Raw genomic sequence first — 22,231 nt, 5'->3', positions numbered from 1 at the left:
GCAGGGTTATTTTATATTTTATCAGAATTAATATTTCAAGGGTAAATTAAATGAATTATGGAATTTATATCTTTTCTCTCATTATGTTGGTTTTTTCATTATCTGGAATTCAGGGCGATGAAAACAGCAGACAAAGTAATAATGCATCAGAAGCACTGGTAGTTAGTAGTCTAGCGGCACAAATGATTGCTTACAGTAACTTGGTACAAACCTACCTGGTTGCACATCCTACTGCGAGCGGAAACATCAGTGATGCTGCATTAAATACGCCAGCCTGGCTAAAAAGAGATTCCAGAATAGTGAATTATTTTAGTGCTGGAAAAGCCTATGTTTACTGTAACTCGTATTGCCCGGCCACTCTGGAAAGGGAGCTGAGTGATAACACCAATAAATCGTTTAATGTTGGCACTGTGAGGAGTGGGAAATTAACTCGATTTGGCACAGTGGATTCTTCATTCACTTTACCGGCTATTTTTAATGATGGGAATATTGTTTATGTAATTAATGGGTAATATTCTTTGTATCTACTTGTATTTATATTACGTCCGAATTAATATAAAAAAAGTCATTCAATTATATTTGTTTCAGTGAGGAACAGGCATGAATATTAAATTCATTGCTCTCGCAGTGGCGTTAACTACGGTAAATTTTATTAGTATCGAAAATTCCTTTGCTGGTTTTGATGTGGTTAATAGTTATGAATATAAGGGTGATTCTTCAAGCCTAATTCGTACCTCACCATCAACTCAAAATACAAGAATGCCGGATTCTATTTTTATTGAAAATGGTGTGCAGTACCGCATGGTTAAAGTACCTGTGACGAATACGTCTGGTAGTGGAGGCTTATTGTCCTCACGCTCAGTTGCCGTTTCACAACCAATGCTACTTGCACAAAATACCGCAGGTGTGTCTACACAACATGCCAGCAGTATGACTACTAATTCATTAGGGACAACAACAGCAAGTAAACCTGTGACCTTGAATAAAACGGTGGTCTTAAATAACGACGACATCAATAAACTCATTAAATCATTTAATAATGTTACCTTTATTGGTCAGCCTACCGCAGACATATTTACCATAATGCCCTATTCCGGTAATGAAAAGAAATTACAGAGAGGCATTGAAACTCTGGCAGCAGGAAAATATTTAGTTGCGATATACCCATCCGTTGCTCGGGCAGCGGGAAATAAACCTGTTTCATGGAGCAAGGGAGTTATCTGGGTCAATGCCCTGGATAAAACCCTTGATGGTTATGGTTTAAAAGCAGTGATTGATGTCAACGGCGGTACGTTGTACGTCAGTGAGAGAAAAAATGATGATAAATCAATTTCAAATATAAAACCGGTTGTACCGGTAGCGCTGGCAAACACAATGCCTTCGACGGCGTTAACGCCGACATCCCCATTTGAAGTTGATAAAACTCATAAAACTGTGGCGACAACAGCCGCTAAGACAGCTCCAGTTACTCCTGTTCTTCCATTGTCGGGTTCTACTCCTACGCCTGTTGTGAATGTACAGCCCATCATTATGTCGAGCTGGAGCGCTCAGGTTGGTAGCACACTGAAAAGCACGGTACAGCAGTGGTCTGATAAACAAGGCTGGCGTTTAATCTGGCAGACAGATAAAGACTACAACATTACTGCGCCATTCACTGTTAATGGGAAAGATACAGGGGATGTTGGTTTTATGGATGCGATGAAAAAAGCGTTTTCCCTTTATGACAAAGCCAAATATCCATTCCAGGTTAAAGCGTACCCAGAGCAGCGTTTAATGTATGTGACATCTAAAGGGAAAGACAACGATGCATAAAGTAAAATTAATTTCTCGCACAATTTCAATGCTGCTATGTGCATCAATGGCTACATCATGCGCTTATAAAAAAATTAACGACACGTTGGATCGTGTTGAGAATAATAGTAAAGATGCTACTAGTTATATGAACGGTTTGCAGAATAAGCGATCTGTAGACGATAATTCATTTTCAATTAATAAAGGGGAGTGGGTTGATACAAATCCTGTATTGATCCCAGCATCTGAACAAATCCCGCAGGCACTGACCTGCAACATTACTTACGCCCCGAAAGTTCCGGTTACGCTGTTTGATTTCGTCCGTACCATAACATCAAAATGTAATATCCCTGTCAGGCTGAGTAGCGATGCTATCGCTGCATTTAGCGCGGGTGAGGGGAGTTCAAACTCTACGCCTGCCCCGATGAGTATGGGTTCAATACCACCTCCACCGGCTCCGATTATTGGTGATCCGGCGACTGTCGGTGTACCGAGCAGCGTTAATCTTCCATCAGTACCGGGTTCGGGTGCCGGTCAGATGTCAACATCCTATGTGGGTAGCGATGGAGGAAGTTCACGACAATTTACACTGACATATGTGGGGTCGCTAAAAGGTCTGCTGGATAGAGTTACAGCTATGTTGGGCTTATCCTGGCGATATGAGCAGGGCCAGGGTGTTGTCATTTCATATCTTGATACTGAAACGTTTTCAATTGCCGCAATGCCATCAGTCACAGATACCTCAACGACTGTAAAAGCAGGTACATCGACAACATCAGGTTCCGCAGGCCAATCAGGTGGAGGGTCATCTAGCAGTTTAGGCGGGGATTCCGGCACTAATACCTCAACTTCTGTTAGTATGAAAAATGACCTGATTGCAGACATTAAGGCAAGCCTGCAATCTATGCTTACTCCTGGTGTAGGCCGCTTATCCCTATCTCCGTCCACAGGCAGTGTAACAGTGACGGATACACCGCAGGTTCTTGAGCGTATTCGTGGCTATCTAAAAAGCACTAACAAAAAAATTACCAAGCAGATTATTTTCAACGTTAAGGTGTTATCCGTCTCGCTGAAAGATACGGATGAACTAAGCCTTAACATGGACCTGGTATATCAGTCCTTGCAGGGTAAATTGGGTCTGAATGTCGTCAACAATTTTGCTGATGTAGCTACAAATCTGACGACAGGCTCTATTTCAATTAACGATCCGGGTGATAAATTCAATGGCACCACGGCAGTAATCAAAGCACTTTCCGAACAAGGTAAAGTGTCTGTTGTCACTAGCCCATCGGTTACGACACTAAATCTGCAGCCTGCCCCGGTCCAGGTGGCACGGCAAACGAGTTATCTGGCACAGCGCACGACGACACAAACTGCAAACGTTGGTTCTGAAACTAGTTTAACACCGGGTACGGTTACGACTGGTTTTAATATGACATTACTGCCATCAATCCTGGATGATTCTCGGGATATCTTGCTCCAGTACAATATTAATCTCAGTTCACTGTTACAGATCCGAAAACTCGGGGATGAGTCGGCGCAAATTGAAATGCCAGAAGTGGATAGCCGGGTATTTAGCCAGCGTGTGAAATTACATAGCGGCGAAACACTGGTATTAAGTGGATTTGAACAAACGGCTGATAATGGCAATAAAGCCGGTGCCGGTGATGCCTCATGGTGGGGATTTGGTGGTTCACGAAGCCGAGCAAGTAACAAAGATGTCCTCGTAGTCATTATTACTCCAGTTATAGAGTAGGTGTGACATGATTACATTATTAGATTTATTCAAGAAAAAAGAAGTCACGCATAACAAAAGGTATAGTGATTCCAGCAATGTTTGTGTGATCGAATTTAAAGGCAAAAAGTTTGTTACGGGATTGCTATGGAAGAAAATTGATAATCCCCGAGCGAAGATGAAGGAAGCCAGGGCATTTGGGCGTCTTAACGAACTGGATATTGTGTCTATTCGTGAACATCCAGACCAGGTTCAAGCGGGGTATGTCAAAAAGAGCCTCGGTGTGACAAAAGAAATGTTCAGTATGGCTTCTACAGTCACAGGCATCATCGAATCTAATCCTGAAATGTTTCTCAGTGAAAAACCTGATTATCTTGTTAAAGATAATCAGCAAGGTCGATGCTGGATGGTAATACTGGAACTAGATAAAAAAAATATTAAAAAGAGAAAAAGTAAAAACAGCAAAGATGTAGATGCTGTTGATGTATTTGATGATAACAATGATGATAGTGTCTACTATATGTTGGCGACATTGAATGGCACAATCATTCCTCAAACTGACCGTGTAGGGTCTTTTGATAAAATCTTATTGGAAGCGAATAAGGTTATTTCACTTTTTCACGGTGGTAACAGTGAATTTAAATGGATATTTGCACCATCTAAATTCAAGCTCTCTGGAGAATCACTTGATTTAGAAAGTGTACTGTTAGTTGACCAGATAAAAAGTGATTATCGTCTAAAGCCTCTTACCTTTGGTCTGTCAAATCGTGAAATAGTTCTGCTTTTATTTCTCGCAATAGCAGTGTCGGCCTATTTGGGGTGGTCGTCATATACTAAAATGATGCAAGAAAAAGAAGACTTGCGAATAGCAGTAGAAAACAAACGTATTGCTGACGAACAAGCCGAACTTATTAGAAAGAAAACGGGATTAAATATAAGCCAGACTGACCTGGTGAAACCGTGGGTCACGCAACCTTCACTTGCAACATTCCTGGAGGTCTGCAATGCCAAAATGATGAATATTCCTATAAATATTGGTGGCTGGCCTCTAACCAATGCCGTTTGCAAAGAAAAAATGCTTGCTGTTGCTTATTCACGACAACAGGGAACAACTGTTAATGATTTTCGTGCAGGGGTAAAGAAAATGTTTGCCATTGAACCTTTAATAGAGGTCGATGGTAACAGCGGTTCTTTTGGATTGGATAACGAAATGCCACCGGCTGGTAATGAAGAAGTCATCGACTCTTTGACAGCGTTGGGAGAACTTACATCGTTATTCCAGCGCTTAGCGATAACGTATGAAGTTAAACCCGTGGTTGCCCAGGTCATTCCTCCTTTACCTGGTCAGACGAATGATAATGTCCCACAACAAGCACCCTGGGACACTATCGACTTTGGTATGGAAACTCCAGCTATGCCGATTGATGTTTTTGCGAATTTCAATGTTCCAGTGATCCGTTTAGAAAGTATTTCAATGGATACAACAAATATCAAAGATACAAAATGGAAATTAACGGGGAAAATATATGTTAAGCATCAATAAAATTAGTTTAGTGACAGGTTTGCTTCTTTCGTTTTCCATTTTTGCAGAGCAACCTACTTCAAGTTACCTGGATAAACCAGATGGCGTAAATTTGCCTCCTCCAGTTGTCAGTGAGGTGAACAATGATACTCCTGCAACGGCAGTAAACACGCAGTTAAATGGCGTTCCACCGCTAAGTGATCTTGCCAAAATAACCGGCGAAACAATGATTTTAAAAGCGGAACTGGAGAAAGTAAGAACTGCCTGGCAATTGGCAAAAGCCAAAAAGGGTGATTTTAGCGAGTCTTCCAGTAACAACACACAACAGGGTGTTATGAATCCGCTTGTTCAGGCAATGCCTGTTGCGCCATCTGCACCGGCTGAAAAAAAGAAAGAAAAAGAAGTTGAAGAACCAATTTATCTGCCGGTTTTATTGGGCGTGTATGGCTCAAATGGCCGATTACAGGCTTCACTGAGAATGCATGGAGGCGTGACTGTTGAGGCCAGCTCCGGTGATTCAATTCCCGAAGGTTTTATGGTGAAAAGTATCTCGGTTAGCAAAGTTCTGGTCATAAAAAATGGGAAAACCTACAGCGTAGGTTCTTGAGGAAAAATAAAATGAATATTGCAACAGCAGAACCGTCCCACGAACTATTTATCCCAAGGGAAAGTAATTTACGTGGGATGTTGGCTTATGACGATACGACCAAATATTTGTATGTTGAAGAAACCAGTATCACATCCATAGAAGTTATGGAGTATATGGCAGAACTGGAAAGGAAGGATTTTCGTTTTGAGCGTGTAAGTATTACTTCTGATGAACTACGTGATAAATACAGAAGTAAGACGGCGGGTGAAGCGGATAATTCACGGTTACAAAACTCAATTATTAATTTGATTAGAGTCGCTGTTAAAGATCGTGTGTCAGATATTCATATTGTTGTTGACCACGAAAAAACCGTCATTAAATGTCGGCAACTTGGAAGGCTGTGTAAAGTCCCGTCAAATTATAATGAAAAAGACGGAATGGAGATACTTCGTACTATTTACAGTACGATGAGTGATAACGCCGATACGTATCTCAAAGAAAAGGAAAAGCAGGATGCGAGGCTAAGTGCCAAATACGTTTCTGAATTAGGTTTGTATGGTGGGCGTATTGCCACAACACCTACAGATAAAGGGATGTTGATGGTGATTCGTCTTTTTTATTCCAGTGATGAAGCGCTTCCAGAACTTGGTAAATTAGGTTACTCAAATGAGCAAGTTCTGGTTTTGAAGAAAATGATTCGTAGTCGTCTGGGTCTTTGTCTCATATCTGGCGTTACAGGATCAGGTAAGACAACAACCCTAGAAAAAATCATGAAAGTAATGATTGCCGAATCAGATGGTAAAAAGAATTTTATCACGGTTGAAAACCCCCCTGAAAATGATATCCCAGGTGCAAATCAGACACCGGTATTGTGCGAAGATTTTAATGATGACAGCAAGGTGAGTCAGTCATGGGGCAAGTCGATTGCAAACCTATTACGACTTGATCCAGATGTCATTATGGTTGGGGAAATTCGTGATGTTGACTCAGCAAAAGCAGCAGTTCACTCGGCAAATACCGGCCATTTAGTTTTTTCCACCGTCCATGCTTTTGATGCTGTCGCCATACTGGACAGATTGATTTATGACATGGGGTTAATTCCAAGCCAAATACTCAACTATCGGTTGGTAAAAGGTCTGGTGAACCAGAGTTTAATCCCCGTGTTATGCCCGTCATGTAAAGTTCATTTGTCGGGTAACGAACACATTTACGAAGATCCGGCATTTATCGCCAGAGTGAAAAAGGTCATCCCGGATGAAGAAAACTATAAGCATATTTGCGTCACTGGTGCGGGATGTGCTGAATGTAATGAAACAGGTTTAAGTGGACGTACTGTCATTGCAGAAATTATTCACCCAGATAGAGGCTTTATGAATGCCTATCGTACTGCAGGTGCTAATGAAGCGAGAGAATACTGGTTGAAACATTTGAATGGCAAGTCAAAAAAACAGGATCTAATTGAGCGAATTATCAAGGGTGATATTGATCCAAAAGTTGCCGAGGAAGAAGAAGGTGATTTAGATGAAGATTAATATTCCTATCTGGATTATTTAAGAGGGTCTGAAATGTTTGGGATCATGTCATTAGAATTTAATTTTACACATTGGTTTCACCGTCTTCAGTTTGGTACTGAAAAGCGGATCAGTGTGTATAGAACTCTTGATACGTTGTTACGCAATAAAATTGGTATTGATGCTGCATTAAACAGGATCTATGAAGTTTTTAGCAAAAATGGTAGTAAACCTAATGATCCAATTGCGAGAATTATCGCAGAAGTGAAAAGAGCTTACAGTAATGGCTCCCCTCTATCCAAAGCACTTACACCATGGATACCGTATGAAGAAATGATTTTAATTCGTGCCGGTGAAGCAACGAGCACGGTAAGCGAGCAACTAGTTCAATGTATTAACATAATAAAATCGAAGGGACGGTTTACTAAGGCCATTGTAAAATGCTTCTTGTACCCCGTCTTTTTATTAATGATGATTGGCTATCTGATGTACATTGTTTCATATCAAGTCATACCGCCGATGACAAAAATAACAGATCCCACTACCTGGGGCGCATCTGGACGGTTACTTTATGCTGTTTCATCATATACAGTCTCTTATGGATTACTTACAGCGATTGTAATCATATTATTTGCATTATTATGTGTTTTCTCCTTGCCGCATTCATTTGGTGAACTGCGTGTTAAGCTTGACAGAATACCACCGTGGAATATTTACAGGATAATTCATGGGTCTAGTTTTCTTGTTAATTTGGCAGTACTTCTCTCTGCTGGCATAACATTAAAAAATAGTCTTTCTTTAATAAAAGATGGTTCTTCCCCGTGGTTATCTGCACGAATTAACGCTATTATTTACAGTACAAGTAATGGCAAGAGTCTCGGTGAGGCGCTGGATATATCAGGTTATGAATTCCCTGACAGGGACATAATACCTCTTATTAAAGCACTTTCTGACACGGGGCGTATCGATGAAATCTTAACTGATTTTTCCAGCGAGTGGATTGACAGGTCTGTTGAGAAAATTGATGCCATTGCAAATATGATTTTTGCGCTTGGGCTATTTTTAGTTGGTGCTTTAATGATGCTGGTTATGACTGGCTCTAACTCTATTCTTTCGAGCACTCAAAATATGTATGGGTAGTTTATATTCAAGACCTAAATATCAACTTTTTAAATGATTTATTGCACCTTTTATTAGAGGAAGATTCTTATGTATTTAGTCCGTAGTAATTTTAAAAAACCTCATCGCGGCTATACCCTTCTTGAATGGATGGTTTTTATTGCATTATTTTTAACGGGGGTAGGGGTTCTTGCTGCCAATATCGGTGACTCTGGCTCAGCTACAGATATCAACACTGAGACTCAACACGTTGTTGCCCTGGCTAATGGTGCCAAGGATAGTCGATCTACGAGCGGCTATCTTGCAGGTTCGTTGATGACACAAATTGATGCGCGTAATGGCATTCCTTCTGATATGAATAACGTGAACGGGGCTGTAACAAACGTCTGGGGTGGTGCGGTGGATATTACCGGCACAGCCTCACCTGCAACGTTTACAATCAGCTATGCTAAAGTTCCGCGTGAAGCTTGTATTAAGATGGCTACAAAGCTGTCTAAAAACAGCTTGTTTGCGTCCACAAAAATCAACTCAACGTCAACAACCGGTGAGGTTAGTCCAGCCGTAGCGACGACGCAATGTACCGCTTCTGCAAATACAGTTGCATGGGTTTCTAATCAATAATCGGGGTAAGGGCAGAAATGCCCTTTTTATTAATGGATAATTCACGCTTAAAAGAGATTGATTTTGTAGATTTATATATTTCTTCCTCCTCCTTTGAAATCACTATAGGAAATACACGCAAAACCGTCTGGCCTGAATTAAAGGTAGATATTATCAAACTGCGAGAGTGTTGCAGGGAGAAGCTTGAGAAAAACAAATCCCCAGAATACTCAATGCGCTATGACGACGTGCTTTATCGCGTTACGGTTCTCAATGATCCGATGGATGTCCCAATTTATTTTTTGCGTAAGTCATCAGCATCTATTTTGCCGTTTGAGAAATTGGGGCTGCGTGATGATGTTGTTGAACTCATTAACACCAGGGATTTGTCGGGACTAATCCTTATCGCCGGGAAAATGGCTAATGGTAAAACAACGACTGCTGCATCGCTTGTAGCGCACAGATTAAATCTATTAGGTGGCGTCGGCATTGCAATTGAAGATCCAATTGAAACTACTCTTCACGGCAGTCATGGAAATGGTTTTTGTTTTCAGTCAGAGGCTTCACGGTTTAATGGCGGTTACAAAGAACTCCTGATCCGCACGTTGCGCACCGGCACAAACATAATTTTTATTGGCGAAATTCGAGACAGTGAGACGGCAAGCGAAGTGGTAAAAGCTTCAATTAATGGTCATCTCATTATTTCAACTATTCATTCCGGGTCTATTAAAGAGGCAATAGAAAAACTATACCGTCTCTGTGAGGTCACAACACGTCAGTCTCTGTCAGAGGGGTTAAATTTAGTGATTCATCAGAATTTAGAAAACATCGCGAAAGATTCTCATTCTCGACGTTTGATTGCCAGTTCTCTCATTATAGATAAGCCAACTCGAGCTTTAATAAGTAATGAAGACTTTAATAAATTGGACAGCAAAGTGCTCGAGCAAAGACAAAGTTATATCTGGAACGAACAGGATTAAACCTAGTCACTTAATCAATTAAGTTTCATTGTGTCGCATAATGTTTGTCAATGAATTTCTAAATGGAGTAAAAGGATGAAACTTAACAAGATTCATCAGGGATTTACCCTCATTGGTACGATGGTTAGTTTAGCCATAGGCTTGACTGTTTATACCTTAGTTGCACAAAATATGAATGAGACTAGTAATATACAGCTCAATCGTGTGACTGCTGATTATGGACAGATGATTGCACAAGCTGCTGAAAAATACATTTCCGCTAATTACGATACTGTTCTTGCTAATGCGACACCGACACAACCCGCAGTTATCACTATAGCGATGTTAAAAGCAGCAAATGTGCTCCCTGCGAGCATTTCAAACCAAAATCCATACGGCCAAACTTACACTGTGTATGCACTGGAGCCACAACCTAATAAGCTACAGACACTCCTGGTTAGTTCAGGAGGGCAAAACATAGATACAGGTCAACTCGTCCATATTTCTAAAATGCAGGGCGCACAGGGAGGGTATATTTCCCAGCAAGCTCCGGCAATGGTAAATGGTGCCTTCGGTGCATGGGCGTTGCCACTATCAAACTACAACTTGGGAAATAATGCCGGTCATCTGGCAACTGCACTCTTTTTCGTCGATGGGCAAGTCAGTAACGATTATCTATACCGCTCAGCCGTTCCTGGTCATCCCGAATTAAATACAATGTCTACGGCACTGAATATGGGCAGTAATGATATTAACGCTGCAAAAAATGTTAATGCGTCTGGCACCGTCAAAGCACAGGACGTAGATACAAGAGGTGAAACCTATACTGGAAACTGGTTCAGGACACGCGGTGACACAGGCTGGTACAGCGAAAAGTGGGGCGGTGGGTGGAATATGACGGATAGCACATGGATTCGTGCTTATGGTGGTAAAAATGTTTATACATCTGGGCTTATACAGGCAGATGCTGGTTTTAGTACCGGCAGTGATGTGAATGCAAACCGTGTTTACGCTAATCTTCTTCAATCACGGGGTGACTCAAACGCAAATGGAAATATGACTGCGAATGGAGGTATGTATTCAAATTATATGCATTCAAACGGCAACATTGATTCCAGCCAGGATATGAACTCGAATCGAAGTTTTACAAATTACTTGCGTTCGAATGGAAACATTGATGCCAGTGGCGATATGAACTCAAACCGCGTGATATCCAACTCGGTCATATCAAATGGCCGTGTTACGGCGGGGGAGTTTTTACAGCTTAATGGTGTGGCCAATGAGGGGTGGGGATGTTCACCGAATGGGCTTATAGGCCGTGATGCAAACGGCGGCATACTTTCCTGTCAATCCGGTACGTGGTCTAAACCACCAGAGTAACTCGGTAAGAATGTGCGCGAATCGGTGTGGTTCTCAATGGCCGTTGGAGATTGGCAAAATGAATCATGATGGCGACTGGTCGTCATCGGAATACATTAGGTGATGGCTGTGGAGGCTCTTATTCAACTAACTGGCAGGTGCCTGTCATGTGCGCTATGAGATAACTGATAAGGCTACATGGCCGGTTTTGATGGAGAAATGAAGCCCATCGGTATTAAGCACCAGGGCTTTAATTTTTTGTCTAGTAATCAAGCATGATTTTCATACAAGCGCACTCACCTTGTAATTGACCGGGTGAGATTACAGGACAGTTGCGATCAGTTCGGGGCGTGTACCCAATGTAATCCTCTGACTTACGAGCACTCATTGAAGTATACCGGCAGTAGTATCCAGGCTTTCCAGAGACAGGTTTTGTCCAGGCACCGGATTGACAGTTAACTAAATGGGCAACAATAAGCATCAACGTGTTCCTCATCAACACCATCACCAATGCCATACATCCGTGTTCCGGTCATGATGTAGTTAGCAGGGCATTGAACAGGCTTATAGTAGACTGAACCATTACCTTTCCCCCCAATAAAGTTATCGTTGGCAACTGGTGAAGAGTACCAATTACAGCCTTGAGCATTGATCTTTCCACTTCCTGTCCAGACACCGGATTGACAGTTTTATCGAGAACACATCGCATAGGCTGCAAAGCAGTTGTTGTTTGAGCCAGCGCCAGTTACTACCCATCTATTATTTGCTACATCGGGATAACTACCATCCGGTGCGTTGTACGCGGAGGATGCATTACCCGAAAAGTAGGTAAGGCTATAACCACCACTCACAAGCTTATTTCCTACAGGGCAAGCGGCATATGAGTAAGTCTTGTTGCACCCAGCGGCTCCGACTACAACAAAACTATCAAGTTCTGCTTTTGGTGATTTCCACACACCGGATTGACAGTTTTGACTTTCTACCATAGGAAAGTAAAGTTCACGCCTTTGTAACATCGGCGGGAATAAAAATGAGCAAAAAAAGAACGATTCTATTGTGTGATGCTCTTGATAAATACGTTAATACGGTTTCATGCAAAAAAAATGGCTGGCAACAAGAAAGCTATAGACGAAATGTAATTAAAAGATATTCGGTTGCAAATATATTGATGCATGAAATCACTTCTATTGATATTGCTGAGTATAGAGATTTAAGGTTGTCAGAAATAAACCCAAGAACTGCAAAGCCTATAAGTGGTAATACGGTGCGCCTTGAACTTGCACTAATATCATCGCTCTATAATCTAGCTATTGCTGAATGGGGTACTTGTAAATCGAATCCAGTAGAGGCTGTGAGAAAACCTAAGTGCGCACCTGGGCGGGAACGGAGACTGACATCATTAGAAGAACGCAAAATATCTAAATTATTAAAAGTTCATAACGGAGAATTGTATTCAATATTTAAGCTTGCGTTGGAAACAGGAATGCGCCAGGGGGAAATCTTGTCTCTTGACTGGAGCAACGTGAATCTGCAGATCGGAGTAGCTCACCTGCCATATACGAAAAATGGAACCTCAAGGGATGTTCCACTATCCCGTAAAGCCCGGTCAATATTGACAGACTACGGGTATCATCAAAGTGGACGGGTATTTAAATATCAGTCGAGCGGAGTTAAGAGCGCCTGGCGTAATACTATGAAACAGCTAAAGATAGAGGATCTCCACTTTCATGATCTTCGCCATGAAGCTATCAGCCGCTTATTTGAACTCGGTACGCTAAATGTGATGGAGATTGCCTCAATTTCCGGCCACAAATCGCTGAATATGCTTAAACGCTACACACATCTTAGAGCCTATCAGCTCGTAAAAAAACTGGACGCCAAGGGGCGTACAGTAGACAAAGTTGCAACTTATTTTGTTCCATACCCGGCAGTGGCCACCAAAGAGGATAATGGTTATGTCATCACATTCAGTGATTTTGAGGATCTGAGCGTTACTGATAAAGTTAAAGAAATCGCTATAGAAAAAGCGTCATCAATTCTACTCAAAACATTAGCGATTGCAGCGCATAGGGGGAAGAAGATACCTGTTCCGGGCGAAGTAAAAGTTAATGATGACGGAATAATCATCATTAACCCTTTCTCATAAGCACAATTAGATATGTAACAGGTTACTGGCTGTTAGTTTGACGGGATTGCGGCGTATAATTAATGACTGTCCATTTCCACGCTTGTGCGCTTCCATTTTCAATATTTGCTTTGCGTTTACAGTTAACAAGCAAACTTTTTTGCGGCTTGATCCATTTAAGTGCGTCTGGGGGAATCATCAGTTTGCTCTCAGCAGCCTTGTATTGAGTTTCATCCAGGCCGAGTACGACTTTTGTACCGGTCTGCGAAAGAAAATCACTACTAAAGTGACCTGGTGATTGTGAAGCACAAATGAGCGCCAGGCCGAACTTACGCGCTTCTTTGACAATTGTATCAACGATACTGTCATCAGAATCATCGCGGAATATGTGCGCTTCATCGAGCAGTATCACATCAATGATGTCGTCCTGTTCGCCGCGTTGAATGGCTTGAAGGAAAAGTTCTTCGAGTTTGAAGATAACGAACAGTTTCTTCTCATTCATGAGTAAGGCTTTGATGTCGTATCGCCAGACATTTTTAGCCTCATCAAAAGGAGGTGTGTGCGGTTTGAAAATACCAATGGCATCCAGGTTATCAATCCTGTCTACAACCGATTTCAGCACGTCCACGCTGTCATATTTCATGACGGTTTCAAGCTCTCTGCCTGTGGCGATGCTATCTATATATTTTGAATAGCTTTCAAGTGCTTTTTCTTTGGCTTTCTCCAGATCAGCGTCGGCTTTGCTATCTGGATCTTTGCCGCTGCTTTTCATTGCTTCAAGCGATTTTTTGAAAAGTCTTCCAGCGTGGCGATTGACGACCTCAAGGTTTGCAACAGCTTCTGAACCGGTGCCTAAATACGTTTGCTCAAGAACCAGACGCGCGAATCGAAGCAGGTCGGCAATAGTAGGGTGTGTCCTGCCAGTGTGCTTAATACCCCATTTAGTGATTGCCCCTGAATAGGCAGTTTTTGCTATATACCAGGCGCGTAAGTCTCTGTCCCATGTTGCTCCCAGACTGCTGGCCATGTCTTTTTCGGCATAAGGGACATCGAGATAGAGCCGGTTTTCATCGCTGCCAGTTAGCACCGTGGCATTATCATCAACTTTCCATGTTGCTGCATTATTCATATCAAACCCATGACGGCTGTATAAATCAATAAGCAGATTTCGCAAAGTTGCTTCTTGTTTAGTGCCTAGTGAGCGCATGACCTTATTTACTGTAGTAACAAAACCTTGCACTTTTTTTCGTACACCGCCAAAGTGGGGATCTGCATTCACCTTTAATGGGTTTAATCCCCATTGGGTACTTTCGGAGAATACAACTGTACTTGTAATATCTTCGCCAACATTAATGTCACCATGTACGTCGAAAACATGCATCCTGAATGTTTTATTAGAATTGCTTAAAGTTAAGTCTCTCGCTATTTTCTTTAAATTGTAGGTTTTCCCTGTACCCGAAACACCTAATATTAGCATGTGGGGATTTACAACCTGCTTACTATTCCATGTGACAGGTTTAAGGGTGTTATTTTTAATAGTGTGCGCATCAGTGCCGAATGTTGTTTCCAATACTCACCTCTTTACTGTTTAATAATATGTGTTAATAATATAAATATATCGCATCATCATATTGAGTGACAGTTTTTTTTGGCTGGAGAGATTCATGAGTGGCTTTAATTCTGAATTATTAATTTCCAATGCGTTTAGTTTCGATGAAACGTCATTGGTATTGCTTGATGAATTGACACAGGCGAGAATTATCGAAGGGAATTTACGGTTGTGTTTTTCTCTACGCGTATCGTCCAGAATTATGAGTATGATTTACCTGAATGGCAGGCTGTCAGAAGAAAATAATTTTTTAACAAATATGACGGCTTTAACTCGCAGAATTACTGATGTGTTCAATGTTTTCTATGATTTCATTAAGCCGGATGAAAATCAAAATGATTTCCATCAATTGATCGGAATGATGAATAATTCAATTATAGACTTTATATCACATGAATTTAACCTGGCTATTGAGGCTAAAAATAAAGGTGAATGCTATGAGCCACTTACAATCGGACAAATTCATGAATTAGTTCATAATGTGCTCATTACACAGAAGTATGAATTTAATGTTGTCGATGAAGAGGGGCAGGTAAACCTTGCTGGCACAAAAGGGCATAGTATCTCAAGCGTAAAACATATCGTTTATATGAGCGTGTGGGGTAGATTAAGAGCGATCATACACAGTTTGCTTCCTTCGGCCAAAAGCGATAATGAGCTACTTATTCCCCTGGTTGATATGTTCTCTAAAAAAGTGGATCAGTTAATTGATGATGTATTCACATCATATTCTGATGCTAATGTGTCTTCGGCAGTTGTGTATTCGTATAACATGACTTGCATGGAATTACTGTGCGATATTATTTATTCATTGAATAGGCAGGGAACAATAAACATCTCAATGGGCAATGAGATGATAATCACAGCAATAACAAATGAGTTTATGTCGGCGGTAAAGCAAATGGTTGAACATGTCCGATTTTTGGTTCAAGTAAACAATGAGAACAATGAAGATGCAGAATGATAAAAGTCTTTACCGCAATTTATTAAATCAATTATCAGCGGAGTCGGGGAAGGCATTTTACTTCTTTAAGACTGAGCTTGCACAGTCTGAATTGGGCATTATGTTGACCGATGCGAGCCTGGTTGCCTGTGACAGCATTCTGCACCGTTTAAAACAGCCAGGTTGCGGGTATACGTATCGTATGGAAAATAAACGTTATCTGCCTATAGTGGCAAAACCAGAAAATGATGATTTATCACCGTTTGGAAAGGTTGCACCAGTTCTGGTCTATGTTTTTGATAATTTTATTAAGACAAACCATCTTGAGTTGCAGACATTTTATGCACAAGCTTGTGCCTTTGTGGCTCCAGAATTTACGATTATATCGCATATACCCTGGAAAAATGAGCTGGAAAAAACTTCCTATCAACATCTGAATCCATCATTACTATCAGAAAGTGATAGCAGAATTCTCAGGCATTCTATATGAATGAAATCATTATTGATGCTTTTTTATCGATGACTCCGGCAGAACATATTTCCTATCACGATGATGTATTATTACACCTACAAGGTAAATTCCTTGATATGGCTAATATTACTCTTTCTGACTGTAAGGACATGACATACCGGGCGTGGGTTAATGAGATTTATCTTTCTGAAAGTAAACAACAGCGCGGTATAAATCGTCTTCAATATACTAAGTCGTTGAAATTAATTGTTGTGGGGAGATTTGAGACGGGTATCAGTGATCTGGAAATATTAAGTAAATTGATTATAAAACTTCGCGCACTTGATATGGACATTCCTTCGACGGTTATCACTCAATGTCATTATGTACTGGCTAAGCTTGCGTCTGTATTAGTTGTGTTAGAAAAAATACTGTCTGAACAGGAGATTACCTTAGCAAATCATTCTCTGAGCCGTGTAATCGATAAAATGAAGCGTGAGATGACACATTCTGATGCCTGGAAACAGGTATGGATGGTAGGGGAGTCTAAGCGTGACCAGATAGAAACGATTTCTTTCCATCCCATTGATAGCATTCCAAAGAAGAGAAAACATGTTTAATTCATTTAATGGAGCTGATGGTTTTGTTGTTGATGAGGATTTTAGTGGGTTCATTCCTGAACCATACAAAAAGACGGTTGATGTCCCTCATTTGTCGTATCTGAGATTGCACAACTCGCCACTCACCCCAAACGACAACCCTTCTTCCTTATTGGTTAAAGTAAAAAGAGTCAATATGGTGATCGGTGGCGTTAATGCTTTTTATAATCTGGCCACAGTATGTGGGCACCATGGTCATCGACCTTTTATTATTTATGAAAGCTGTAATCATGAATTGATTGGTAGTAATCTAGATAGGTATATTGATCCATTAACAAAAGAACAAATTGAGTTAATTGTTTCAAACTATCCAATGCATTTGTTTGATTTAATAGTAATAAAGCTAGAGGAATTAGACTATAATTTTGATAAGTTGCGGGATTATTTATTATGGATTAATGCCGCCGATTTTAACCCTATCCCGGAGCCTGTATGAATCTTTCATCTTCTGCTGAGTCCATAAGATCTTATATCTACGAACAAATGGCGCAGTCAAAAACATTTTCTAAAATTACACCAAATGAAGACTTTCGGGATGAGTGCTCATTCTCGGTAATGGCTAATGTCGTATCATATGCTGTTGGTCAATCAGATGGACTCTTTGAAATCAGTCTGCACGAACGGAGTGAGGACGATTCAATTAATTTAATGTATGCCACCATCTTACTGGATCAACCGGAAGGTGGTGCAACGCTTACCATTACTTCTGATACTGATGAGTCTGCTAATTATGAAGCAATTCTCCTGAATGAAAGTATTTCTTTGTCAGGTGAAAGTTATGCAGAACATATCCGCTCGGTGTTTAATAAAGTGGACAATATTATGTCAATAGTGATGTCTGAATCTACGGTGTGATATGCCACAACGTCTCTATATAATTGAAGCCCCTGGTAAATTGAAGCATCTGGCAAAGTTGCTTTATGAACTACATCATGAACACTGCGAAATTATTGCGACGTGTGGTCATATTTGTGGAAACCCAGACGGGTTAAATACGCCCTGGGTGGATTCAGATTTTAATGAAATTGCCTACAATGTTAAACCTGAGCGTCAGGACCTGGTTGAGCGGATACGGACTGCAGCCCTGGTTGCTGATGTCATTTATCTGGCTACGGATAATGACGATGAAGGTGATGTCATTGCACGGGATGTGGCTCATGCTTGTCTGGAAGACACTGACAGCCCTGTATATCGTTTGCCCCTTAAAGCACTAACCCTTAATGAGCTTAAAAGAAGTGTGCCGCTTCTATACCGTTCAGACGATGCCGCAAATCGAGGCGATGCCCGGCGTATATTCGACCGCCTGGTAGGAGGACTCTCAGATGAGCGGGGAGCGGTAGGGCGGGTACAAAGTTCGCTCCTGATTGCGTTAGCAGAATATTCACCAGTTGTGGCTATGCAGCAACTGCATATCCCTGATATTCACGGAGGCGATCCGTGGATTGCGAATATTCCGGTTTATGCTGATGATGTTTTATTAGATCAGTCGTCTGGATTTGAAAATCTAAGTTTACAGGCTGGACGTTCATCAATCGAAACCGGTTCGACACAGTTTAATAATTTCAGCGACTTGCTTGTAAAAACCAGTTTGCAAACTGGTCGTACACCGTCTGAAATTGCCAAAGCGATGCAAAAACTGTATGAGCGCGGAGACATGACATACCCGAGATCTTCTCAGCGTACTGTCACGCCCGAATCAGTTAACCGGCTGGAAATGATTTCACGGCAATACAATCTCGGGTTTATTGGTAGTCGGGTGATGGCGGTGCGTGATGAATCAGCTACTGGCCATGAAGCTCCAACCACGTTAAAAACCGATCTTTCATTAAATAAACCTTATAGCGATCTGGACACTGAATCTGCGGTCCTGGTTGCGAACACACGCAACCAACTTGAATGCGGTTTGCCGTATCGTATTGAAACCGCTTCACCTGCGTCTCTTTCGCGCTTGCCGCCGGAACTTCATGGTATGAACTGGCACCGTCAACGACCGGTGATGCCTGTCTACTGGCATGAGGAAGCTCAGCCTGGGTTGAAATCCTGGACTGTTGCACAATCGCTTGTACATTTTATGGGTTTGAATCAGTTAGGCAGACCTTCAACAGTGATCGCTCATCTCGATAAGTTTATCGAGCGCCAACTCATCAATGATGATTTTTCATTGACTGACAAAGGGCAGTCCTGGACGTTTAATGCTTCTTCTAAATTTCATGATATGAATATTTCAACTTTGGTTGAACGTTATCTCACTCAAAATAATTACAATCCACAGTTAATGGTTAAAGAATTAATTAATTTATGTCGTTTAGACATTAATGATCATACAGGTCAAAAACTTAGTGTTGTTAATAATGACATAGAACAGGATAATTTTGATGAATATGAATCAGAAAATGAACTCTAACGCAAAATTCATTCCTGGGAGTTTTATTGAACAGGATGATTTGATGGGGGGCGTAAAATTTCGATGGTCTGTGATGATGGTTTAACGGCTATTGATAATGTAGATTATAATAAATCAACTCCCGTATATATGCATCCAAATTTTAAACCGGTCGCTTTGGGGCATCTTCATGAGTATATGAAACGCCATTCCATGGACAGGCATTATGCAAATATTCTAACGCTTATTATAAGTAAAGATTTAGGCGCGCTATACAATGATTCTTTGCTGATGATTCGTATTCTTGCTTTTATCCGTAAAAATTATACCGAGAGTGAGTTAACCGTCGATAAATATACCAGCGCACTGACTCACTGTCAGAAAGTGCAGGTTGAATTAGATGACATTCATTCATGCTTACTCGAGTATATAAATTCCACTAAAAGGTAGTAAGTATGAAATCCGTAATAATTGCTGAAAAACCTTCTGTTGCAAAAGATATTGCCTCTGCCCTTGGGGGGTTTACTAAAAATCAAACATGGTATGAAAGTGATACAGCCATTATTACTAACGGCTTTGGTCATTTGGTTGAATGTTTTAGTGAGGAAATGGAATCTATTGGTGCTAACCGCTTGACGGGTTTACCTGTTCTCACTGAAAAATTTAAATTACGTCCACGGGATAAAGCTTCCGCTCAGCTTTCTTTGTTGAAGAAGCTAATGGATCGTAAGGACGTTGACACCATTATTAATGCCTGCGATGCGGGGCGTGAAGGGGAATTAATTTTTCGGTTGATTGTGGCAGCCTGCGGTATTCGTAAACCGATTAAGCGCATGTGGTACACATCGATGACAAAAAATTCTCTTTGTGCAGCCTTCAACAACCTGGCTGATGGGGGCGTATACCGTAATCTTTATGATGCGGCACAGTGTCGTAACGAATCGGATTATTTGATTGGCCTGAATGCCAGCAAAGGCATTTCAGACTGTCTGTCTATTCTTGCACGGCAAAAGGTCTATATGCGGTCAGGCCGTGTTCAGACGCCTGTTACAGCAATGATAGTGGATCGAGAAAACGAGATTCTTAACTTTGTACCGAAAGATTTTAATGAAATAACTGGCACCTTTAAGGTTCAGGACGGGACTTACCAGGCTCGGTTGAAAATTGCGTCAGAAACAGCAGGCGAAGAAACGACTCGTATCTTTGATAAATCACAGTTAAATGATTTATTACTGAAACTCAAATCTGGTCACGTCGAAAAAGCCAGCGATGAGACAAAGAAGGTAGTGACGAAATCGCCAGCATTATTCAGCCTGAGCGCATTACAAAAAGAAGCCAGTAAACGTTTTAAATTTACACTACAACAAACGCTTGATCTAACGCAGTCGCTGTATGAAAAGCATAAAATGGTCACATATCCACGTACCTCATCAGATGCGTTACCCGAAGACTATGTATCGACTGTCATTGACATTTTAAACCGTACACTTACGGCTGAACCTTATAAGTCTCTTATTCCCGTTGCGTTAAGCGGGGATAAAATTGTACAAGCAAATAAAGCGGTTTTCGATAATGAGCGTATCAGTGATCACTTTGCGATTGTCCCTGCTGTGGGTAGCCAATGTGACATATCTGGCTTAACTGAAAATGAACACCGTATTTATGATCTCATTGTTCGCCGCTTTATCAGCGTGTTTTATCCAGATGCCATTTTCAACGAAACAATCAGAACAACCGTAGTTTCTGGGTTGTCTTTAGTGGTAAAGGGGCGTGTACAAGTCCAGCAAGGCTGGCAGTCCATTATGGGAGTAAGACCGGCTGACAATGTGCTTTGCGCACTTGGCAGCGGTGAGATCCCGTCTGTGGTTGATATGGATTCCAGCGCAGGGAAAACTACACCACCAAAACGCTATGACGATGCCAGCGTTTTGACTGCGATGATTAACGCCGGTCGTCTGGTCGATGATAAAAGCCTGGCACAGGCGATGAAAGCAACCGGTCTGGGAACCGAAGCTACACGGGCTGGTATTATTGAAGGGCTTTTGCGGTCTAAATCGGCAACCGGCAAGCCGATTGAACCCTACATTATTCGTGATAAATCGGGGTGTTTCGCACCAACAGAACTGGCTTTTAAATTAGTGAATTTCTGCCGTGCCAGTGGGCTTGAACTATTAACAAGTCCTGAGCTAACAGGGCATTGGGAGCACAACCTAGCTCTGGTAGAAAAAGGGCAAATGTCTCGTACTGATTTTATGACACAAATCAGAGAACAGGCTTCGATGATGATTGCCGCTTTAAAGACACAGGTGAGCGGTGTTAACGAATCGGAAGCTCTGACATTTGAAAATGCATCTTGTCCTAAGTGCAGCAGTGTATTAAATGAATTTTATGATCACATCGGTTGTAAAAATAATTGCGGATTCCGTATTCATAAAAATATGTATGGTCGGAAATTCACAAACAATGAAATTCGTTCTATTATTAACGACCGTCATTCAGTTATCTTTGATGATTTCACAAGTTCAAAATCCAAAAGTAATTACAGCGCTAGAATTGTACTGAAAGAAGATTTCAAAGCAGAAATCGAATTTAAGAAACCTGATAGTGTAGCCAGTCAATTTTCATGTCCAAAATGCAAGAAATCGTTAATGAAAGTTATGGGTAATTATCCCGCTTTGGCTTGTGAACCATGCGCTTTTTCTCTTTCCATGATAATTGCCAGGCGCACGATGAATGATGACGAATTGAATACTCTATTAACAACCGGGTATCTAAATTCACGTAATGGATTCGTGAGTAGTAAGAATAAAGGCTTTTCGGCGGCGCTTTCTCTGGACAATAAAACAGGGAAAGTTACATTTTCATTCGATAATTGA

The 22,231-nt window shown here is 41.2% G+C and carries 20 protein-coding genes; 19 read left to right on the top strand and 1 reads right to left on the bottom strand.

The window, feature by feature from the left end; all coding sequences use genetic code 11:
* The first annotated feature begins 50 nt into the window (after window positions 1–50).
* The 11 genes from pilM (at window position 51) to AC0IWZ_RS23150 (ending at window position 13,331) form a co-directional block, all read left to right on the top strand.
* Window positions 51–512, top strand: coding sequence for a type IV pilus biogenesis protein PilM (gene pilM / locus AC0IWZ_RS23200; protein WP_471679335.1), 462 nt, complete (start codon window positions 51–53; stop codon window positions 510–512).
* A gap of 88 nt (window positions 513–600) precedes the next feature.
* Window positions 601–1,812, top strand: a complete 1,212-nt coding sequence (locus AC0IWZ_RS23195) for a toxin co-regulated pilus biosynthesis Q family protein (RefSeq protein WP_471679334.1) — start codon at window positions 601–603, stop codon at window positions 1,810–1,812.
* Window positions 1,805–3,547, top strand: a complete 1,743-nt coding sequence (pilN, locus tag AC0IWZ_RS23190) for a PilN family type IVB pilus formation outer membrane protein (protein WP_471679333.1) — start codon at window positions 1,805–1,807, stop codon at window positions 3,545–3,547. The genes AC0IWZ_RS23195 and pilN overlap by 8 nt, the downstream gene beginning before the upstream one ends.
* A 7-nt stretch (window positions 3,548–3,554) precedes the next feature.
* A complete protein-coding gene (gene pilO2 / locus AC0IWZ_RS23185) occupies window positions 3,555–5,069 on the top strand; it encodes a type 4b pilus protein PilO2 (protein ID WP_471679332.1) in 1,515 nt (504 codons plus the stop codon).
* Entirely contained in the window at window positions 5,053–5,655 is a 603-nt protein-coding gene (gene pilP, locus AC0IWZ_RS23180) for a type IV pilus biogenesis protein PilP (protein WP_471679331.1), read from the top strand. Before pilO2 ends, pilP begins: the two co-directional genes overlap by 17 nt.
* Before the next feature lie 11 nt (window positions 5,656–5,666).
* Window positions 5,667–7,169: a GspE/PulE family protein gene (locus AC0IWZ_RS23175; RefSeq protein WP_471679330.1), complete on the top strand. Its 1,503-nt coding sequence runs from the start codon at window positions 5,667–5,669 to the stop codon at window positions 7,167–7,169.
* 33 nt (window positions 7,170–7,202) lie between these two features.
* On the top strand, window positions 7,203–8,288 hold the full coding sequence (locus AC0IWZ_RS23170; protein ID WP_471679329.1) for a type II secretion system F family protein: 1,086 nt from the start codon (window positions 7,203–7,205) through the stop codon (window positions 8,286–8,288).
* A gap of 69 nt (window positions 8,289–8,357) precedes the next feature.
* Window positions 8,358–8,888, top strand: coding sequence for a type 4 pilus major pilin (locus AC0IWZ_RS23165; RefSeq protein ID WP_471679328.1), 531 nt, complete (start codon window positions 8,358–8,360; stop codon window positions 8,886–8,888).
* A 17-nt stretch (window positions 8,889–8,905) separates the two neighbouring features.
* Window positions 8,906–9,847 carry an ATPase, T2SS/T4P/T4SS family gene (locus AC0IWZ_RS23160; RefSeq protein ID WP_471679327.1) on the top strand — a complete coding sequence of 314 codons (942 nt, stop codon included), beginning with the start codon at window positions 8,906–8,908 and terminating at the stop codon, window positions 9,845–9,847.
* Between the two features lie 75 nt (window positions 9,848–9,922).
* Window positions 9,923–11,206, top strand: a complete 1,284-nt coding sequence (gene pilV / locus AC0IWZ_RS23155) for a shufflon system plasmid conjugative transfer pilus tip adhesin PilV (RefSeq protein WP_471680539.1) — start codon at window positions 9,923–9,925, stop codon at window positions 11,204–11,206.
* Window positions 11,207–12,215: 1,009 nt separating this feature from the next.
* Window positions 12,216–13,331, top strand: coding sequence for a site-specific integrase (locus AC0IWZ_RS23150; RefSeq protein ID WP_471679325.1), 1,116 nt, complete (start codon window positions 12,216–12,218; stop codon window positions 13,329–13,331).
* A 22-nt stretch (window positions 13,332–13,353) separates the two neighbouring features.
* On the opposite strand, the gene AC0IWZ_RS23145 is transcribed toward AC0IWZ_RS23150, so the two are convergent.
* Window positions 13,354–14,880 (bottom strand): DUF5710 domain-containing protein, encoded by a 1,527-nt coding sequence (locus AC0IWZ_RS23145; RefSeq protein WP_471679324.1) that lies wholly within the window; start codon window positions 14,878–14,880, stop codon window positions 13,354–13,356.
* 94 nt (window positions 14,881–14,974) lie between these two features.
* Here AC0IWZ_RS23145 and AC0IWZ_RS23140 point away from each other — a divergent pair, with 94 nt between their 5' ends.
* The 8 genes from AC0IWZ_RS23140 to AC0IWZ_RS23105 all read left to right on the top strand — a co-directional run bounded on the left by AC0IWZ_RS23140 (window position 14,975) and on the right by AC0IWZ_RS23105 (window position 22,231).
* Entirely contained in the window at window positions 14,975–15,883 is a 909-nt protein-coding gene (locus tag AC0IWZ_RS23140) for a hypothetical protein (RefSeq protein WP_471679323.1), read from the top strand.
* The gene (locus AC0IWZ_RS23135; protein WP_471679322.1) at window positions 15,867–16,352 is read left to right on the top strand and encodes a hypothetical protein; all 486 of its coding nucleotides are present in this window, start codon (window positions 15,867–15,869) and stop codon (window positions 16,350–16,352) included. The genes AC0IWZ_RS23140 and AC0IWZ_RS23135 overlap by 17 nt, the downstream gene beginning before the upstream one ends.
* Window positions 16,349–16,933 (top strand): hypothetical protein, encoded by a 585-nt coding sequence (locus AC0IWZ_RS23130; RefSeq protein ID WP_471679321.1) that lies wholly within the window; start codon window positions 16,349–16,351, stop codon window positions 16,931–16,933. Before AC0IWZ_RS23135 ends, AC0IWZ_RS23130 begins: the two co-directional genes overlap by 4 nt.
* Window positions 16,926–17,408 carry a hypothetical protein gene (locus AC0IWZ_RS23125; RefSeq protein WP_471679320.1) on the top strand — a complete coding sequence of 161 codons (483 nt, stop codon included), beginning with the start codon at window positions 16,926–16,928 and terminating at the stop codon, window positions 17,406–17,408. Before AC0IWZ_RS23130 ends, AC0IWZ_RS23125 begins: the two co-directional genes overlap by 8 nt.
* Window positions 17,405–17,827, top strand: coding sequence for a hypothetical protein (locus AC0IWZ_RS23120; protein ID WP_471679319.1), 423 nt, complete (start codon window positions 17,405–17,407; stop codon window positions 17,825–17,827). The genes AC0IWZ_RS23125 and AC0IWZ_RS23120 overlap by 4 nt, the downstream gene beginning before the upstream one ends.
* Window position 17,828: 1 nt before the next feature.
* Window positions 17,829–19,376, top strand: a complete 1,548-nt coding sequence (locus tag AC0IWZ_RS23115) for a toprim domain-containing protein (RefSeq protein WP_471679318.1) — start codon at window positions 17,829–17,831, stop codon at window positions 19,374–19,376.
* Window positions 19,377–19,439: 63 nt separating this feature from the next.
* Window positions 19,440–19,805, top strand: coding sequence for a hypothetical protein (locus tag AC0IWZ_RS23110; RefSeq protein ID WP_471680538.1), 366 nt, complete (start codon window positions 19,440–19,442; stop codon window positions 19,803–19,805).
* Window positions 19,806–19,810: 5 nt separating this feature from the next.
* Entirely contained in the window at window positions 19,811–22,231 is a 2,421-nt protein-coding gene (locus tag AC0IWZ_RS23105; RefSeq protein WP_471679316.1) for a DNA topoisomerase, read from the top strand.

The organism is Buttiauxella sp. AC142, from assembly GCF_979253435.1.
The sequence above is the reverse complement of the archived record's forward strand: the minus strand, read 5'-3'. Positions and strand labels throughout refer to the sequence as shown.

Excerpts from the sequence above, each read along its gene's own strand:
- AC0IWZ_RS23140 (WP_471679323.1), top strand. The coding sequence starts at position 14,975 with ATGAGTGGCTTTAATTCTGAATTATTAATTTCCAATGCGTTTAGTTTC.
- pilN (WP_471679333.1), top strand. The coding sequence starts at position 1,805 with ATGCATAAAGTAAAATTAATTTCTCGCACAATTTCAATGCTGCTATGT.
- pilO2 (WP_471679332.1), top strand. The coding sequence starts at position 3,555 with ATGATTACATTATTAGATTTATTCAAGAAAAAAGAAGTCACGCATAAC.
- AC0IWZ_RS23105 (WP_471679316.1), top strand. The coding sequence starts at position 19,811 with ATGAAATCCGTAATAATTGCTGAAAAACCTTCTGTTGCAAAAGATATT.
- pilV (WP_471680539.1), top strand. The coding sequence starts at position 9,923 with ATGAAACTTAACAAGATTCATCAGGGATTTACCCTCATTGGTACGATG.
- AC0IWZ_RS23130 (WP_471679321.1), top strand. The coding sequence starts at position 16,349 with ATGAATGAAATCATTATTGATGCTTTTTTATCGATGACTCCGGCAGAA.
- AC0IWZ_RS23165 (WP_471679328.1), top strand. The coding sequence starts at position 8,358 with ATGTATTTAGTCCGTAGTAATTTTAAAAAACCTCATCGCGGCTATACC.
- AC0IWZ_RS23150 (WP_471679325.1), top strand. The coding sequence starts at position 12,216 with ATGAGCAAAAAAAGAACGATTCTATTGTGTGATGCTCTTGATAAATAC.
- pilM (WP_471679335.1), top strand. The coding sequence starts at position 51 with ATGAATTATGGAATTTATATCTTTTCTCTCATTATGTTGGTTTTTTCA.
- AC0IWZ_RS23160 (WP_471679327.1), top strand. The coding sequence starts at position 8,906 with ATGCCCTTTTTATTAATGGATAATTCACGCTTAAAAGAGATTGATTTT.
- pilP (WP_471679331.1), top strand. The coding sequence starts at position 5,053 with ATGTTAAGCATCAATAAAATTAGTTTAGTGACAGGTTTGCTTCTTTCG.
- AC0IWZ_RS23175 (WP_471679330.1), top strand. The coding sequence starts at position 5,667 with ATGAATATTGCAACAGCAGAACCGTCCCACGAACTATTTATCCCAAGG.
- AC0IWZ_RS23110 (WP_471680538.1), top strand. The coding sequence starts at position 19,440 with ATGGTCTGTGATGATGGTTTAACGGCTATTGATAATGTAGATTATAAT.
- AC0IWZ_RS23125 (WP_471679320.1), top strand. The coding sequence starts at position 16,926 with ATGTTTAATTCATTTAATGGAGCTGATGGTTTTGTTGTTGATGAGGAT.
- AC0IWZ_RS23170 (WP_471679329.1), top strand. The coding sequence starts at position 7,203 with ATGTTTGGGATCATGTCATTAGAATTTAATTTTACACATTGGTTTCAC.
- AC0IWZ_RS23195 (WP_471679334.1), top strand. The coding sequence starts at position 601 with ATGAATATTAAATTCATTGCTCTCGCAGTGGCGTTAACTACGGTAAAT.
- AC0IWZ_RS23115 (WP_471679318.1), top strand. The coding sequence starts at position 17,829 with ATGCCACAACGTCTCTATATAATTGAAGCCCCTGGTAAATTGAAGCAT.
- AC0IWZ_RS23120 (WP_471679319.1), top strand. The coding sequence starts at position 17,405 with ATGAATCTTTCATCTTCTGCTGAGTCCATAAGATCTTATATCTACGAA.
- AC0IWZ_RS23135 (WP_471679322.1), top strand. The coding sequence starts at position 15,867 with ATGAAGATGCAGAATGATAAAAGTCTTTACCGCAATTTATTAAATCAA.